The sequence below is a fragment of the Kribbella sp. NPDC031520 genome, from assembly GCF_055580825.1.
This window is the reverse complement of sequence record NZ_JBVIKS010000003.1, coordinates 706,622-721,410: the sequence shown is the minus strand read 5'-3', so window position 1 is coordinate 721,410 and position 14,789 is coordinate 706,622. Positions and strand designations below refer to the sequence as shown.

The window sequence follows — 14,789 nt, the reverse complement described above, 5'->3', positions numbered from 1 at the left end:
TACCACCAGGAGATTCTCATGACCACGTACGTCAAGTACGACCCGGACCTGGAGCAGCCCTTCCCGGATGAGGAGGAGCTCACCCGCCAGGTCGTCGCCGCGATGCAACGCGCCAACGAGCAGGTCGCAGCCAAGCACCGCCACGGCCTGCGCGACGCACACGCCAAGAGCCACGGCGTCCTGGCCGGCGAGTTGCGGGTGAAGTCCGGGCTTCCCGCAGAGCTGGCGCAAGGTCTGTTCGCCGAGCCGCGGACCTATCCGGTCATCGTCCGGCTGTCGACCGCGCCGGGTGACCTGCGCTCCGACCAGGTGCCGGTCCAGCGCGGCTTCGCCGTCAAGGTGATCGGCGTGACCGGACCCCGCGCGGTGGAGGACGGGTTCAACACCCAGGACTTCCTGCTGGTCAATCATCCGACGCTGCCGTTCGGCACCATCGCCGACTACGCCAACCTGCAGAAGCTGCTCGAAAGCCAACCAGGGCAAAGCGATCAGCAGCTGAAGGTCGCCGGCCTCAGTGCACGGGTTGCCGCCAGAACGCTCACCCGCCTGGGCCGCCCGCTGCCACCCGCGATCGAGACCCTTGCCGCGGCCAACAACCACATCCTCGGTGAGACCTTCCACTCGATGGCCGCGTTGCGGTACGGCGATTACGTCGCCAAGATCTCGGCCGCGCCGCTCTCGCAGAACGTGCGGGCGCTCACCGCACAGCGGGTGGAGAAGAAGGCCGGCGAATCCGCACTGCGTGATCTGGTCGGCGAGTTCTTCGCCACCCAGAGCGCCGAGTACGAACTGCGGGCGCAGTTGTGTGCCGACGTCGAGAAGATGCCGGTGGAGAACGCCTCGGTGCTCTGGCCCGAAGAGCTGTCGCCACACCAGGTCGTGGCAACCCTGCACCTTCCGGCCCAGGACGCCTACAGCGACGCCCGCCGCCGCTACGCGGACGATGTGCTCTCGTTCAATCCCTGGCACGCTCTCGAGGCGCACCGGCCGCTCGGTTCGATCATGCGTTCGCGCCGCCGGGCGTACCCGCAGTCGAGCGGTTTCCGGCACGGCTACAACGGAGTCGAAAAGCATGAACCGGCAAGCATCGACGAACTGCCGGCTTGATCGTCGGCGGGCACGCACCCGGGCCGCCTTGGTCGGGGCTGCCCGGCGGTTCCTGGCCGAGGACCGTACCGCGGTCAGCATCCTGGAGATCACCGATGCCGCGGACGTCGGCCTCGGCTCCTTCTACAACCACTTCGACAGCAAGCAGGCTTTGTTCGACCACGCCATCCAGGAGATCCTCGAGGCGCACGGCCGGCTCATGGACGCGGCTGCCGAGGGCATCGACGATCCAGCGGAACGCTTCGCCCGCTCGTTCCGGCTGACCGGACGCCTGCACCGGCATTACCCCGGTGCAAGCCAGGTCCTGCTCAACAACGGGGCTCGGGTCCTGATGTCCGATCGCGGCCTGGTGCCGCGCGCGCTACGCGACATCACGGCCGCGACGGCTGCGGGACGATTCACCATCCCCGATACCGACCTGGCTCTCGTGACGGCCGCCGGATCGATGCTGGCGCTCGGTCAGCTCCTCCACACCGAGGCAGACCGCAACGCCGAGGCGGCCGCCGATCAGCTGACCGAGGACCTGCTGCGGATGTTCGGTCTACCGCCCGACGAAGCGGCTGCGCTCTGCCGTCGGCCGCTGCCGCAGGTCGCCGCCCTCATTGCATCAGTCTGTGAAAGGAGTGCCCGATGAACCACCGAGATCCTCATGCCGGGCTGCATAGCGAGTACGGCGCTCTGCGAGGTGAACACCCCGGACGATCCGCCAACCCGGTCGTGAAGGTGCACGACATCGCCTGGCTGGAGTTCGAGAAGCCGGACCTTCGCGGTGCGGAGGCGTTCGCGCATGCGTTCGGCTTCACGACCGTCCTGATGACGTCCGCGGACCTGCAGCTCAGAGGAACCGACGCCGGCGCCCCGTGTGTTCTGATCCGCCGCGGCCCGCGGTCCCGCTTCGTGGGCCCCGCGTTCCAGGCCGCCGATGCCGGCGACGTACTGCGGCTGGCTGATGCCACTGGTGCGGTTGCCGCGAAGCTGCCGGAGAGCATCGGCGGGATGGGTGTCGAGCTCGTGGATCCGAGCGGGCTGAGGGTGCGGGTCGTCACGGACATGCACCAGCTGCCCGCACTGCCGTCACCACAACCGCTCGTGATGAACGTCGGACACGGGGTCGCTCGTACGAACGCGACACAGCGGCCGCCTCGCGAGCCTGCGAAGGTGCAGCGGCTGGGGCATGTGGTCCTGCAGACGACTCGGTACCGGGAGACGCTGGACTGGTACCTGAAGCACCTCGGGCTCATCGTCAGCGACTTCCTGTTCTACGCCGGTCAGCGGGAGAAGGGCCCGGTGATGAGCTTCATCCGCTGCGACCGGGGCAGTACGCCGACCGATCACCACACGGTGGCGATGACTCTGGGCCCGGTCAACCGGTACGTGCATTCGGCGTACCAGGTCGCGGATCTGGACACGCTGGCCGCCGGCGGCGAGCACCTCCTCGACCGCGGCTACCACCGGTCGTGGGGCATCGGCCGGCACATCCAGGGCAGCCAGATCTTCGACTACTGGCGTGATCCCGACGGGTTCCTGGTCGAGCATTTCACCGACGGCGACCTGTTCGATTGCACCCTCGAGCCCGGCTGGTCGCCGATGACCGCGTCGGGTCTGGCCCAGTGGGGGCCACCGGCAACCAAAGACTTCCTGGGCATCGCCCCCAACCGGGAGTCCCTGCACGAACTTCGCTCGATGTTCACCGCGCTGCGCGAGGACAACGAATTCGACCTGGATCGCCTGCGCGGTCTGCTGAAAGTAGCCACTTCATGACCACCTCCGTTCTCCGCACAGCCGACGCCTGGTGGGTGCACACACCGGCGGGCGCGGTTCGCATCGCCACCGATGCCGAGACCACCGGAGCGCTGCTCGCCGATCGCCGCGCGATCGACGAGGCTGCCGGTGAGCCGGTACCGCTCGACGAGCTGGAGCTGGTTTCGCCGGTCACCACGCCCTGCCGGGTTGTCGCCCAGATGACCAACTTCGTCTCGCACGTCAAGGACGCCGGAATGAACCCGGACACGGTGCCGCTGACCTTCTTCCGCAAGGCATCGGGATCGGTCAGCGGTCCGTACGACGACGTCGTGAAGCCTGCCCACGTCCGGCTGCTGGACTACGAGGTGGAGATCGGGCTCGTGATCGGCGCTCCGCTGCCGGTCGGCGCTCAGGTCACGCAGGACACGATGGCTCACTACATCGCGGGCATCGTGGTGACGAACGATGTCTCCGCTCGCGACGTACAGCTACCGAAAACCCAGTTCTACGAGTCGAAGTCGTACCCGACGTTCACCCCCGTCGGGCCGGCGCTCGTCCTGTTCGACGCCGACGAGCTCAAGCGATTCACCGACCTCCGGCTGCGGCTGTCCGTCAACGGCAAGGTCCGGCAGGACATGACCGCCGCCGACATGATCTACCAGCCGCTCGAGGCACTGCAGGCACTCACCAGGTTCCAGCGCCTTGATCCCGGTGATCTGCTGCTCACCGGTACGCCGGTCGGTACGGCGCTGAGCGCACCGCCCAAGCCGGTCGAGGTCATCGCATCTCTGTTGCCCACGGCTACGAAGTGGAGGATGTTCTTCAGGGCTCAGAGTCGCAATCCGGACTACCTGCAGGACGGGGACGTCATCGAGGCCTCGGTCGGCACCGATGACGGCGCCATCGACGCGGGCACGCAACGCACGGTCGTGAGGTGGGCGCAGTGACGATCGTTCTGGCGAGTCTCGTAGGGCTGATCTTCGGGCTGCTCGGGTCGGCCAAGGTTCTGGCGGTGCCCCGAATGCGAGCGCTCGCCAGGGAAGCAGGGTTCACGACGTCGGCCTATCGCCGCATCGGCGGGCTGGAGTTGGCCGGCGCGACGGGGGTGGGGCTCGGTCCGGCAGTACCGCTCTTCGGCTTGCTGGCCGCGGGTGGACTGCTGTGCCTGCTGACCGGTGCTGTCGTCGTGCATGTGCGCAAGCGGGCCGGTGCGGCCGAGATTGTGCCGGCGGCGCTGTGCGCGGTACTTGTCGTGAGCTACGCGGTTGTTCTGGTAGGAGCGAGGGGATGATCCCGGTCGTCATCGTCGGTGCCGGGCCGACCGGCCTGACCGCGGCGAGGCTGCTGGCGTCGTACGGCGTCGAATGCCTCGTACTCGATCGGTGGGAGTCGGTCTATCCGCAGCCGCGGGCGGTGCATCTCGACGACGAGGTGTACCGAATTCTGGCCCGGGTGGGACTGGGCGAGAAGTTCGCCGCCATCTCTCGACCGACCCGTGGGTTGCGCCTGCTCGACTCGGACCTGCGGGTGCTGGCCGAATTCCGGCGTGGCTCCACGAACGGCCGGCATGGCTGCCCCGAGGCCAACATGTTCGATCAGCCGGAACTGGAGCAGCTGCTGCGCGCCGACCTCCCGCCGGGCGTCACCCTGCGCGGCAACGTCGAGGTCACCGGGATCGACCAGTTCACCGGGTCGGTGCGAGTCGAGTTCACCGACCGCGCGAGCGGTCTGTCGTCGGCGGTACGCGCGCGGTACCTGCTCGGCTGCGACGGCGCCAACAGCCTGGTCCGCGAGTCCATCGGCGCGACCATGCGCGACCTCGGTTTCGCCCAGCAGTGGTTGGTCGTGGATGTCGCGACCGACGCCGACCTGGGAGCGTGGGACGGCGTACATCAGGTATGCGATCGCCGGCGCGCCGCGACGTACATGAGGATCGGGGACCGCCGGTACCGGTGGGAGTTCCGCCTCGCGCCGGGCGAGACCGCGGAGGACTACCGCGACATCGCCGAACTCCGTCCGCTGATCGAACCGTGGACCAAGGATGTCCCGATCGACGACCTGGAGCTCGTGCGCACCGCCGACTACACCTTCCACGCCAAGATCGCCGATCGCTGGCGCGACGGCAGAGTCTTCCTGCTCGGCGATGCGGCGCACCTCACCCCGCCGTTCATCGGGCAAGGCATGGGTTCTGGGTTGCGGGATGCCGCGAATCTCGCCTGGAAGCTGGCGGGCGTGCTCGACGGAACGTTGCCCGACGCGGTGCTCGACACCTACGAGGCCGAGCGAGCACCCCATGCACGAGCCTTGATCCGGATGGCGAAGTTGATCGGCCATGCGATGGCCGACGGCGGGACCGTCGGCAACCGGGTCAGGCGGGCCGTGGCGCCCCGACTGCATCTGGTACCCGGCATCAAGGACCGGATCCTGAGCAGCGAGACCCCTGCGTTGCGAAGCTCCAGTCTCGTGGTCCGGTCCCGGCTGCGACGAGGGCTGGCGGGCAAGCTGTGCCCGAACGCTTGTCTGCCCGATGGCCGCCGCGTCGACGAGGTGACCGCGGGCCGGTTCGCGATCGTCACCTCCACCGCACTGTCGCTTCCGCAACGTGTCGCGGTCGAGGCACGCGACACCGTTCTGATCCAAGCCCGTGCCGGCGACGATCTGTACGACTGGCTGCGGGGGCACGCCACGGTTGCCGTCGTACGCCCCGACGGAACGACGCTCTACGCGGGCCGTGACCTGGCGACGGCCTGCGCCGCGCTACCGCCCCGGAACATCAGCAAACAGGTCAACGCGCCACGCCCCGCCGGAACCGCCACGACCTTCGAATGACCACGAGGACACCGGGTGTACTCGTCGTGTATCCGGCGTGCGATGCGTCGATCGAGGTGGTGTGCGCGCCCATGCGCCGGGCGAAGAAGCCCTGTGCGACCGGCGACAGTCAGAGCTTGGACGGGTGCCTGGCGAGTGGGGTGACCTGGATCCGTAGGTAGGGGAACAGCGGGAGGCTGGACAGCAGGTCGTGAAGGGTGTCGTTCGAGTCCACGTCGAAGATGCTGTAGTTCGCGTACTCGCCGACGATCCTCCACAGGCCGGGCCAAACCCCCGCCTGCTGGAGCTCGATGGCCCGGGTGCGCTCGCGGGCGATCAGGTCGGCCCGGATCGCCGGGTCCAGGTCAGGTGGCAGGTGGACGTCCATGCGGACGTGGAAGAGCATCACGGCTCCCTGGTCAGGTAGGGACGGCGGAGGGCGGCGACCGCGTCGAGATCCAGGTCGACCCCCAGGCCCGGACCTTCGGGAAGGTGCAGCGCTCCGTCGGTGTAGGTCAGCGGGGTGCGAAGGAGCTCCTCGGCGAAGAGGAGGGGGCCGAAGAGCTCACTGCCCCAGGTGACGCCGGGCGCCGCGCAGGCCAGGTGCAGCGACGCCGCGGTGCCGATGCCCGTTTCGATCGAGGTGCCGGCATGGCAGGGGATGCCGGCCGCGGCCGCGACGGCGGTGATGTCGCGGGAGCGGCGGAGGCCTCCCAGCTTGGTGGTCTTGATCGACCAGATGTCGGCGGCGCGGAGATTCGCCAGGCGTAACGCGTCGACGGGGGTACGGAGGCTCTCGTCGGCCATGACCGGGATCGGGAGCCGGTGGTTGAGCTCCGCCAGCGCCTCGACCTGTTCGCCGGGGACAGGCTGCTCGATCAGTTCGACGCCCGCGGCAGCCAACCGCGGGAGGTAACGCTGGGCGGTCGTCAGATCCCAGCGGGCGTTGAGATCGACCCGAACGCCGGCCGTGTCGCACAGCTTCTCGGCGATCGCGGCGACCCGGCGGGTGTCCTCCTCGGGAGGCAACGCGCCCATCTTCAGCTTGAAGGAGCGGTGGCCCTCGCGGAGTTTGGTCAGCGCTTCCTCGACCACCACCTCCTCGGGCTCGGCGCCGAGCGCCCAGGTGACGTCGATCGACGTCCGGACTGGGCCGCCCAGCAGTACGTTGATTGGTACGCCCAACGACCGCGCCCAGGCGTCGTGCAGCGCGACCTCGACAGCGCACTTCGCGTAGAGGTTCGCTCCGACGTGGTCCGAGATGTCGTCCCACACCTCGGCGATCGCGGCCACGGAGCGACCGGGCAGCAGCGGGGCGACGTACGTGTCGAGCGTGACCTTCATCGACTCGACCGATTCGCCGCCCCACCACGGCCCGCCGGGTACGACGCCCTCGCCCACACCCACGACGCCGTCGCGGGTGTGGACGAAGGCGAGCAGTACCGGCTGGGCAGTCATCGTGACGCGGGCGAACCGGTGCGGCCGCCGGAGGGGTACGTCGACGATGACCGTCTCCAGCCGGTCGATGGTGAGGTCCATCAGGCCGGCTCGAGCTCGAAGTCGTACGCGACCCGCCGTACGCCGGTGCCGTCGTCGACCGGGGCCAGGACCAGCTCCGGCTTGGTCGCCTCGGCGACGTCGGAGTCGAGCCACTCACCGCCCGCGAAGTACAGCTGCGTGGTCACGGTCCGGTGCCCGGCGGCACGCACGATCAGGTGCAGGTGCGCCGGCCGCCACGGGTGCCAGCCGGCCGCCTCGATCAGCTTGCCGGTCGGCCCGTCGGTCGGGATCTGGTACGGCGCGGGCTGCACCGTGCGGATCTCGAACCGGCCGTCGGAGTCCGCCGCCACGACGCCGCGCAGGTTGCCGGCCGGGATGTGCGGCGCGAACCCGGAGTAGTAGCCGTCCGCGTCCGCGTGCCAGATGTCCACCTCGGCACCGGCCAACGGCGTGCCGTCAAGGTCCCGTACCTGACCGCTCAGCACGAGCGGTTCGCCCTTCTCGTCCTCGCGGTGCGGCAGCTCGCACGACGACGACAACCGCACCTGGTCAGGAAGGTAGTACGGGCCGAGGATCGAGCCCTTGGTCCCGTGCTGCTGGCCGGCCGCGACCTCCTCGACCACGTGCTCGACGAACACGTCCATGAACAACGGCCACTCGCCGACTTCACCGACCTCCATCAGCCAAGCCTTCGCGGCCTGGAACTCCGGGTAGGTGACGCCGTGCTGCCTGATCGCCGTGTGCACACCCTGGAGCACGGCGGTCACCACCGCACTCACCCGCTCGGGTGACGCGCCGGCGCCGGTCCTGGCGGTGGACCTGAAGTTGGAGCTCGCGTTCGCGCCCGAGCCCGCGGCAGTAGGAGAGTCCTGCACAGTTGTCATGATCGCGCTCCTCAGCGGTTCAGGATCCGGCTGACGTCGGTCGGGTTGATCAGGTCCGGGACGGTCCAGCCGTCCAGGTCGTACTCGGCGAGCATGGTCTCGGCGAAGCCCTTCATCGCTGCGGCCTCGCCCTGCGCCTCGGCCGCGAACAGGATCTCGGCCTTCACGTTCTCGTGGTTGCCGGAGTAGTTGCGCTCGTACAGCTCGTGCCGGCCGCCGAACTCGGTGCCGACCGAGTCCCACAGCGCCTTCATCAGCTTGGTCCGCTCGACCGCGTCGTACCCGTTCGACCCGCGCACGAAGCGGTCCAGGTACGGGCGGACCTCGGGGGTCTTGAAGTCGATCGCGTTGCTGTTCAGGTAGATCAGGCCGGAGGCGACGTCCTGCTGGATGATCTCCTTCACCCGCGGGTAGCCGGTGATCATGAACTGCCGGTAGATCAGCCCGTAGTCGAGCTTCGGCAGCACGGTCCCGTTCGGTCCCGGGTCCGGGTTGAGCGCCATCGCGTCGGCCAGCGCCCGGAACAGGTTCCGCCACCCGATCACCTCGCCGGCCCGGGTCTGGACGCCGCGGAAGTCCTTGCTGCCCGTGCATTCGAGGGCCTTGAGTAACAGTCCGGCGATGAAGTCGAGCTTCACCGAGAGCCGGATGCAGCCGTGGAAGGTGAAGCGCGGGATGAACCCGGACTGTGGGAAGAACCCGTTGATCTTGTCCACGTCGCCGTACAGGAAGATGTTCTCCCACGGCACCAGCACCTTGTCGAAGACGAAGATCGTGTCGTTCTCGTCCATCCGGCTGGACAGCGGGTAGTCGAACGGGCTGCCCATCACGTCGGCCTGCATGGCGTACGACGGCCGGCAGATGAGCTTCACACCAGGGGCGCTCATCGGGACCGTGCAGATCAGCGCGTACTCCTTCTTCTTGATCGGCAAGCCGTAGTGCGCGATGAAGTTGTAGTTGGTGATCGCCGACCCGGTCGCCACCACCTTCGCGCCGGACACGATCACGCCGGCGTCGGTCTCCTTCTCGACCCGCATGAAGATGTCACCGGCCTCGTCGGGCGGCAGGTTGCGGTCGACCGGCGGGTTGATGATCGCGTGGTTCCAGTACAGGACCTTCTCCTGCGACTCCTTGTACCAGCGTTTGGCGTTCTCCTCGTACGGCGCGTAGAAGTCGGTGTTGCCGCCCAGCGTGCCGAGGAAGCTGGCCTTGTAGTCGGGGCTGCGGCCCATCCAGCCCCACGTCTGGCGGGCCCAGTGCTCGATCGCGATCCGGTCCTTCTGCAGGTCCGCCGAGCTGTGCGGCGTCCGGAAGAACGGGTGCGTGTAACCGCCGTTGCCGGTGTCGGTCGGGACGGTGATCTCGTCCTTGGTCGCGGGGTCGTGCAAGGCGTCGTACAGCCGGGCGGTCATCCGGGCCGGGTTCCGGAACGCCGGGTGCTCGGTGACGTCCTTGACGCGTTCGCCGTAGATCCAGATCTCGCGGTCGTCGCGGATCGAGTCGAGGTACTCCGCACCCGTCATCGGGCGCTTGGTGGTGGTCCGGTGCTCGACCGTCGTGGTCATCGGAAGTCCTTTCAGGCAAGGGCAAGCGGGGTGAAGACAGCAGTTGCGTGGAACCAGCCCTGGGCGGGGCAGTCGATCGAGGCGTTCCAGTGGGTCTCGTCGGGTCCGAGGTAGCGGAAGCGGCCGCCGTGGAAGAGCAGTGGGTTCCGCGCGGTGATGCCGACCGCGGCCACCTCACCGATCACGATCAGGTGGTCGCCGCCGTCGTACGTCCGCCACGGCCGGCACGAGATCGTCGTGGCCGCGCCCTCGAGCAGCGGAGCGTGCGGACCGTCCACCCAGCCGGGCGCTCGATCCGCGGGCCGCCCGGCGAAGTGCCAGGCGACGTCGAGCTGGTCGTCGGCGAGCACGTTGATCGCGAACGGCTTGCCGTCGAGGTACTGACACGCCTTCGAGGTCCGCGTCAGCGTCACCTGCGCCAGGGGCGGGTCGAGCGACACGGCGGTGAAGGCGTTGACGGTGGCGCCGTGCGGGCGGCCCTCGTCGCTGGTGCAGGTCACCACGGTCACGCCGGTGGCGAACTGACCGAACGCGTTGCGGAGTTCTCGCGGGTCCATCTCTGCGTCACCTCCAGGATGTACGCTGTGCGTACAGCTCGTACGCTTGGCGTACGACAAGACCATGGAGCGCTCGCGACCGACTGTCAAGAGCTCAATCAGTTTTCGTGGAAGGATGCCGCCATGGCCGGCGAGGGCAGCGAGCGTGACTACATCCAGAGCATCGAGCGCGGGTTCGCCGTACTGCTGGCGTTCGACGCCGACCGGCCGACGCCCACGCTCGCGGAGCTCGCCTCGGCCACCGGCCTGTCACGTCCGGCGGTACGGCGGATCCTGCTGACCCTGCAACGGCTGGGGTACGTCGCCGCGACGGGCAGCCGGTGGACGTTGACCCCACGCGTCCTCACGATCGGCCAGCACTACGCGGCCACGCACAGCTTCGTCGAGACCGCGCAGCCGCACCTCCTGCGTCTGGCCGAGGAGACGCAGGAGTCCGCGTCGCTCGCGCAGCTCGACGGCACGGACGTGGTGTACGTCGCCCGCGTCCAGGTCAGGCGCATCATGACCGTCTCGGTCGACGTGGGCAGTCGCGTACCGGCCCATGCGACCTCGATGGGCCGGGTGCTGATGGCGTGGGCGGACGCTTCCGTCGTCGACGCGGTGATCGCGGCCGGACTGCGCCGGCTGGCAGCGCACACGATCACCGACGCGACCGCCTTCCGCGACGCACTGCATCGGGTCCGTCAGGACGGGTACGCCGTGGTCGAGTCCGAGCTCGAGGACGGGCTGCTCTCGGCGGCGGTACCGGTCCGGCGGCCGGACGGCGGCGTACTCGCGGCGCTCGCGTACTCGACCACCGTCGGCCGCCGGACCGCCGACCAGATCGTCGAGAAAGTCATCCCGCTGATGCAGGAGGCCGCCGCAGCGATCGCGGAGGACCTCCGGCTGCTCAGCGGCGCGCGCCGACTCGCCGCCAGTCCTCGCGACGGGTTCTTCTAGACCAGCGCTTTCACGACGTCGAGAGCCCGTCGCAGTTGCGGTGCCTCGTCGTCGGCTCGGACGGCGGCGGCCAGCTCGACCGAGGCCTTGCCGGTGAGCGGGCGGTAGGCCACGCCGGGCACCAGGAGCTCGGCCACGGGAGCTGGTACGACGGCAACGCCGAGTCCGGCCGCGACGAAGGTGACGAGTGTCGAGGTCTCGGCGACCTCCTGCCTCACACGTGGCTCGAAGCCGGCCTCGCGGCAGCGCGCGAGTACGGCGTCGTGCATCACCGATCGCCCACCGCCGGCATGGATGACGAAGTCCTCGCTGCTGAGGTCCTGCAACCGGAGGCGTTCCCGTCGAGCCAGCGGGTGCTCGTCGGGCAGCGCGACGATCAGCCGGTCGGCGCGCAGTACGTCGAGGCTGAGCGCGTCCTCGTCGACCGGCCGCCGGAGGAGTCCGAGGTCGATCCGTCCGTCGAGCAACGCGCTGACCTGGTCGGGCGCGAGCATCTCGCCCTGCACCGCCACCTCGACGTCCGGGAGCTCGTCGCGCAACGTCCGCACGAGCTGCGGCAGCAGGCTGTACGTCGCCGAGCCGACGCATCCGATCACCAGTCGGCCCTGCAGCCCAGCGGCCACGCGTTGCGCCTCGCCCGCGGCCGAGGACACCGCGGTGATGATCTGCCGGGCGCGGACCAGGTACGCCTCGCCCGCCGGCGTGAGCTCGACGCGTCGCGTCGTACGCCGGAGCAACTGCAGGCCGAGCTCGCTCTCGAGCTGCCGGATCTGCTGCGACAGCGGCGGCTGGGCCATGTGCAGGCGGGCCGCGGCGCGGCCGAAGTGCCGCTCCTCGGCGACGGCGACGAAGTACCGCAGGTGACGCAGCTCCATGCGATCCATATTCGCAGAGTCTTGATCGAGCCCGAATGGGTACTTCTCCCTATCGATGTCCGCGGCCTACCGTCGAGGGCATGAGCGATCAGCGTGACATCGTGATCTGCGAACCGATCCGTACCCCGGTGGGCCGCTTCGGCGGCGCCCTGTCCGCGCTGTCGGCCGCGGAGCTCGCGACCGCGGTGATCACCGAGCTGGTCCGGCGTACCGGTCTCGGGGAGGACGAGGTCGACGACGTGATCCTCGGCCAGTGCTACCCGAACGGCGAGGCGCCGGCGATCGGCCGGATCGCGGCGCTCGACGCGGGGCTCGGGGTGTCGGTGCCCGGCGTACAGATCGACCGTCGCTGCGGCTCGGGGCTGCAGGCGGTGCTCTACGCGGCCGGCATGGTGGCCACCGGCGCTGCCGGCCTGGTTGTTGCCGGTGGCGCCGAATCCATGTCGCAGGTCGAACACTACGCATTGGGCCTGCGTACGGGCGTTCGCGGCAACGTCGAGCTGCACGACCGGCTGGTCCGCGCTCGCGAGACCGCCGGTGGCAAGTACCACCCGGTCCCGGGCGGCATGCTGGAGACCGCGGAGAACGTGCGGCGGGAGTACGGCATCAGCCGCGCAGAGCAGGACGAGTTCGCGCTGCGGTCGCACCAGCGCGCGGTCGCCGCGCAGGCGGAGGGGCGGTTCGCCGACGAGCTGGTTGCACTGGAGGTCCCGAAGCGCGGGCTGGTCAGCGCCGACGAGCACCCGCGGCCCGACACGACCCTCGAAAGCCTGGCCGGACTGAAGCCGGTGATGCTCAAGAGCGATCCGGAGTCGACCGTGACCGCCGGGAACGCGAGTGGTCAGAACGACGGCGCCGCGGCCTGTATCGTCACCACGCGAGCCGAGGCCGAGCGCCACAGCCTGCGCCCGCTGGTCGCCCTGAAGTCGTGGGCGGTGTCGGGTGTCGGGCCCGAGGTGATGGGCATCGGCCCGGTCCCGGCCGTCGCGGCCGCGCTGGCCCGCGCCGATGTGACGCTCGACGACCTCGACCTGATCGAGCTCAACGAGGCATTCGCGTCCCAGGTCCTGGCCTGCCTGCGTGAGTGGAAGCTCGACCCTACCGACGAGCGTCTGAACCCGAACGGCTCCGGCATCTCCCTCGGTCATCCCGTCGGCGCCACCGGCGCCCGCATTCTCGCCACCCTGGCCCACGAACTCCACCGGCGCGACGGCCGGTACGCCGTCGAGACGCTGTGCATCGGCGGCGGCCAGGGCATCGCCGCCGTCTTCGAGGCGGTCCGATGACCGTCACCCACGTCGTCACGGGACGGGACAACGGGCCGTACGTCGTCCTCGCCAACTCGCTCGGTACGACATGGGAGATGTGGGACGCCAACCTCGCGGACCTGGAACGGCACTTCCGCGTCGTCCGGTTCGACACCCGCGGACACGGCCGCTCTCCCGTGTCGCCGGGGCCGTGCACGATCGACGACCTGGCCGACGACGTGATCGACCTGCTCGACGAGCTCGGCATCGATCGCACGCACTTCGTCGGGCTCTCCCTGGGCGGCATGACGGCCCTGCGGCTCGCTGCCCGCAATCCCGAGCGGATCGACCGCGTCGTCGTACTGTGCACCGGCGCCCGCCTCGACCCGCTCTCCCAATGGACCGACCGCGCCGAGCTCGTCCGCGCGAAGGGAACGGAGGCCGTCGCCGAGGCGTCGGCCCGGCGCTGGTACACCTCCGCCGGCCTCGCGGCACACCGCGCCGCTGCGGAGCGCATGGTCTCCTCGATCGACGACGAGGGGTACGCGGCTTGCTGCGAGGTCATCGCGACCATGGACCTCACCAACGATCTGCCGAAGATCGTCGCCCGCACGCTCGCGATCGCCGGCGCCGAGGACGTGGCGACCCCGCCCTGGCAACTCGAGCGGATCGCCGGCTCGGTTGCCCATGGCAAGCTGTTGATTGTCCCGGGTGCTGCGCACCTGGCTGCCGCCGAACGTCCCGACCTGGTCACACCGGCCGTCATCGAGCACCTGCAGGAGGGCGACAGATGAGTGTCGACAAGGTTGTCGCGACAGCCGCGGACGCGGTCGCGGACATTCCGGACGGGTCGAGTGTGGCGGTCGGTGGGTTCGGGCTCGCGGGGATTCCGTGGTTCCTGATCGAGGAGTTGCTCGAGCAGGGCGCGCGCGAGCTGACCGTCGTCTCCAACAACTGTGGCGTCGACGGCGCCGGTCTCGGCCTGCTCCTCGAGCAAGGGCGGATCAGCCGGGTGATCGCGTCGTACGTCGGGGAGAACAAGGAATTCGCGCGCCAGTACCTCGCCGGAGAGTTGACCGTCGAGCTGACACCGCAGGGCACTCTGGCCGAGCGGTTGCGGGCGGGCGGTGCCGGGATCGGCGCGTTCTTCACGCCGACCGGGGTCGGCACGCTGGTCGCCGAGGGCGGTCTGCCATGGCGGTACGGGCCCGATGGGTCGGTGGCGGTGGAGTCGCCGGCCAAAGAGGTGCGGACGATCGGCGGCCGGGAGATGGTTCTCGAAGAGGCGATCGTCACGGACATCGCGCTGGTGCGGGCCGCCGTCGCGGACCGCGCGGGCAACTGCGTCTTCCATGCCGCGGCCCGCAACTTCAACCCGGTCGCCGCAATGGCCGGCCGGCTGACGATCGTCGAGGCGGAGCAGGTCGTCGACGTCGGCGAGCTCGCTCCGGACTCGATCCATCTGCCGGGTGTGTTCGTGCAACGCGTCGTACCGCTGACTCCCGAACAGGCTGCCCGCAAGAGCATCGAGAAGCGCACCACGCGGCCACGGACGGAGGCCTGA

Annotated in this window: 16 protein-coding genes; 10 read left to right on the top strand and 6 right to left on the bottom strand. The window is 69.3% G+C overall.

All coding sequences use genetic code 11. The features are described 5' to 3' along the window. Nucleotides 1-18 precede the first annotated feature (18 nt). The 6 genes from ACZ5BU_RS18870 to mhpA are packed head-to-tail and all read left to right on the top strand — an operon-like array spanning nt 19 to nt 5,679. A complete protein-coding gene (locus ACZ5BU_RS18870) occupies nt 19-1,107 on the top strand; it encodes a catalase family protein (RefSeq protein WP_465700481.1) in 1,089 nt (362 codons plus the stop codon). Then, the gene (locus tag ACZ5BU_RS18865; protein ID WP_465700479.1) at nt 1,073-1,741 is read left to right on the top strand and encodes a TetR/AcrR family transcriptional regulator; all 669 of its coding nucleotides are present in this window, start codon (nt 1,073-1,075) and stop codon (nt 1,739-1,741) included. The genes ACZ5BU_RS18870 and ACZ5BU_RS18865 overlap by 35 nt, the downstream gene beginning before the upstream one ends. After that, complete coding sequence (locus tag ACZ5BU_RS18860) at nt 1,738-2,868, top strand: VOC family protein (RefSeq protein WP_465700478.1); 1,131 nt, start codon at nt 1,738-1,740, stop codon at nt 2,866-2,868. The genes ACZ5BU_RS18865 and ACZ5BU_RS18860 overlap by 4 nt, the downstream gene beginning before the upstream one ends. Next, nucleotides 2,865-3,797 (top strand): fumarylacetoacetate hydrolase family protein, encoded by a 933-nt coding sequence (locus ACZ5BU_RS18855; RefSeq protein WP_465700477.1) that lies wholly within the window; start codon nt 2,865-2,867, stop codon nt 3,795-3,797. Before ACZ5BU_RS18860 ends, ACZ5BU_RS18855 begins: the two co-directional genes overlap by 4 nt. Beyond that, complete coding sequence (locus tag ACZ5BU_RS18850) at nt 3,794-4,141, top strand: DoxX family protein (RefSeq protein ID WP_465700475.1); 348 nt, start codon at nt 3,794-3,796, stop codon at nt 4,139-4,141. The genes ACZ5BU_RS18855 and ACZ5BU_RS18850 overlap by 4 nt, the downstream gene beginning before the upstream one ends. Then, nucleotides 4,138-5,679 (top strand): bifunctional 3-(3-hydroxy-phenyl)propionate/3-hydroxycinnamic acid hydroxylase MhpA, encoded by a 1,542-nt coding sequence (gene mhpA, locus ACZ5BU_RS18845; RefSeq protein ID WP_465700474.1) that lies wholly within the window; start codon nt 4,138-4,140, stop codon nt 5,677-5,679. Before ACZ5BU_RS18850 ends, mhpA begins: the two co-directional genes overlap by 4 nt. 109 nt (nt 5,680-5,788) lie before the next feature. Here mhpA and catC read toward each other — a convergent pair whose 3' ends face one another. Genes catC through ACZ5BU_RS18820 form a run of 5 tightly spaced genes read right to left on the bottom strand, consistent with a single transcriptional unit; the run spans nt 5,789 to nt 10,164 of the window. After that, nucleotides 5,789-6,064, bottom strand: a complete 276-nt coding sequence (gene catC / locus ACZ5BU_RS18840) for a muconolactone Delta-isomerase (protein ID WP_465700473.1) — start codon at nt 6,062-6,064, stop codon at nt 5,789-5,791. Continuing rightward, a complete protein-coding gene (locus tag ACZ5BU_RS18835; RefSeq protein WP_465700471.1) occupies nt 6,064-7,197 on the bottom strand; it encodes a muconate/chloromuconate family cycloisomerase in 1,134 nt (377 codons plus the stop codon). Before ACZ5BU_RS18835 ends, catC begins: the two co-directional genes overlap by 1 nt. After that, nucleotides 7,197-8,042, bottom strand: a complete 846-nt coding sequence (catA, locus tag ACZ5BU_RS18830) for a catechol 1,2-dioxygenase (protein WP_465700470.1) — start codon at nt 8,040-8,042, stop codon at nt 7,197-7,199. Before catA ends, ACZ5BU_RS18835 begins: the two co-directional genes overlap by 1 nt. Before the next feature lie 11 nt (nt 8,043-8,053). After that, on the bottom strand, nt 8,054-9,607 hold the full coding sequence (locus tag ACZ5BU_RS18825) for a 4-hydroxyphenylacetate 3-hydroxylase family protein (RefSeq protein WP_465700468.1): 1,554 nt from the start codon (nt 9,605-9,607) through the stop codon (nt 8,054-8,056). A gap of 11 nt (nt 9,608-9,618) precedes the next feature. Next, entirely contained in the window at nt 9,619-10,164 is a 546-nt protein-coding gene (locus ACZ5BU_RS18820) for a flavin reductase family protein (RefSeq protein ID WP_465700467.1), read from the bottom strand. A gap of 123 nt (nt 10,165-10,287) precedes the next feature. Between ACZ5BU_RS18820 and ACZ5BU_RS18815 the strand changes: the two genes are divergently transcribed. Continuing rightward, nucleotides 10,288-11,103 (top strand): IclR family transcriptional regulator domain-containing protein, encoded by an 816-nt coding sequence (locus ACZ5BU_RS18815; RefSeq protein WP_465700465.1) that lies wholly within the window; start codon nt 10,288-10,290, stop codon nt 11,101-11,103. Here ACZ5BU_RS18815 and ACZ5BU_RS18810 read toward each other — a convergent pair. Next, nucleotides 11,100-11,987 carry a LysR substrate-binding domain-containing protein gene (locus tag ACZ5BU_RS18810; RefSeq protein ID WP_465700463.1) on the bottom strand — a complete coding sequence of 296 codons (888 nt, stop codon included), beginning with the start codon at nt 11,985-11,987 and terminating at the stop codon, nt 11,100-11,102. The genes ACZ5BU_RS18815 and ACZ5BU_RS18810 overlap by 4 nt on opposite strands. A 71-nt stretch (nt 11,988-12,058) precedes the next feature. Here ACZ5BU_RS18810 and ACZ5BU_RS18805 point away from each other — a divergent pair, with 71 nt between their 5' ends. The 3 genes from ACZ5BU_RS18805 to ACZ5BU_RS18795 are packed head-to-tail and all read left to right on the top strand — an operon-like array spanning nt 12,059 to nt 14,789. Further along, complete coding sequence (locus tag ACZ5BU_RS18805; protein ID WP_465700461.1) at nt 12,059-13,264, top strand: acetyl-CoA C-acetyltransferase; 1,206 nt, start codon at nt 12,059-12,061, stop codon at nt 13,262-13,264. Further along, complete coding sequence (gene pcaD, locus ACZ5BU_RS18800; protein ID WP_465700459.1) at nt 13,261-14,019, top strand: 3-oxoadipate enol-lactonase; 759 nt, start codon at nt 13,261-13,263, stop codon at nt 14,017-14,019. The genes ACZ5BU_RS18805 and pcaD overlap by 4 nt, the downstream gene beginning before the upstream one ends. Further along, the gene (locus tag ACZ5BU_RS18795; RefSeq protein ID WP_465700457.1) at nt 14,016-14,789 is read left to right on the top strand and encodes a CoA transferase subunit A; all 774 of its coding nucleotides are present in this window, start codon (nt 14,016-14,018) and stop codon (nt 14,787-14,789) included. Before pcaD ends, ACZ5BU_RS18795 begins: the two co-directional genes overlap by 4 nt.

Coding starts and splice junctions, on each gene's coding strand:
- catC (WP_465700473.1), bottom strand. CDS start 6,064: ATGCTCTTCCACGTCCGCATGGACGTCCACCTGCCACCTGACCTGGAC.
- ACZ5BU_RS18810 (WP_465700463.1), bottom strand. CDS start 11,987: ATGGATCGCATGGAGCTGCGTCACCTGCGGTACTTCGTCGCCGTCGCC.
- ACZ5BU_RS18865 (WP_465700479.1), top strand. CDS start 1,073: ATGAACCGGCAAGCATCGACGAACTGCCGGCTTGATCGTCGGCGGGCA.
- mhpA (WP_465700474.1), top strand. CDS start 4,138: ATGATCCCGGTCGTCATCGTCGGTGCCGGGCCGACCGGCCTGACCGCG.
- ACZ5BU_RS18855 (WP_465700477.1), top strand. CDS start 2,865: ATGACCACCTCCGTTCTCCGCACAGCCGACGCCTGGTGGGTGCACACA.
- ACZ5BU_RS18820 (WP_465700467.1), bottom strand. CDS start 10,164: ATGGACCCGCGAGAACTCCGCAACGCGTTCGGTCAGTTCGCCACCGGC.
- pcaD (WP_465700459.1), top strand. CDS start 13,261: ATGACCGTCACCCACGTCGTCACGGGACGGGACAACGGGCCGTACGTC.
- ACZ5BU_RS18870 (WP_465700481.1), top strand. CDS start 19: ATGACCACGTACGTCAAGTACGACCCGGACCTGGAGCAGCCCTTCCCG.
- catA (WP_465700470.1), bottom strand. CDS start 8,042: ATGACAACTGTGCAGGACTCTCCTACTGCCGCGGGCTCGGGCGCGAAC.
- ACZ5BU_RS18835 (WP_465700471.1), bottom strand. CDS start 7,197: ATGGACCTCACCATCGACCGGCTGGAGACGGTCATCGTCGACGTACCC.
- ACZ5BU_RS18795 (WP_465700457.1), top strand. CDS start 14,016: ATGAGTGTCGACAAGGTTGTCGCGACAGCCGCGGACGCGGTCGCGGAC.
- ACZ5BU_RS18825 (WP_465700468.1), bottom strand. CDS start 9,607: ATGACCACGACGGTCGAGCACCGGACCACCACCAAGCGCCCGATGACG.
- ACZ5BU_RS18805 (WP_465700461.1), top strand. CDS start 12,059: ATGAGCGATCAGCGTGACATCGTGATCTGCGAACCGATCCGTACCCCG.
- ACZ5BU_RS18860 (WP_465700478.1), top strand. CDS start 1,738: ATGAACCACCGAGATCCTCATGCCGGGCTGCATAGCGAGTACGGCGCT.
- ACZ5BU_RS18815 (WP_465700465.1), top strand. CDS start 10,288: ATGGCCGGCGAGGGCAGCGAGCGTGACTACATCCAGAGCATCGAGCGC.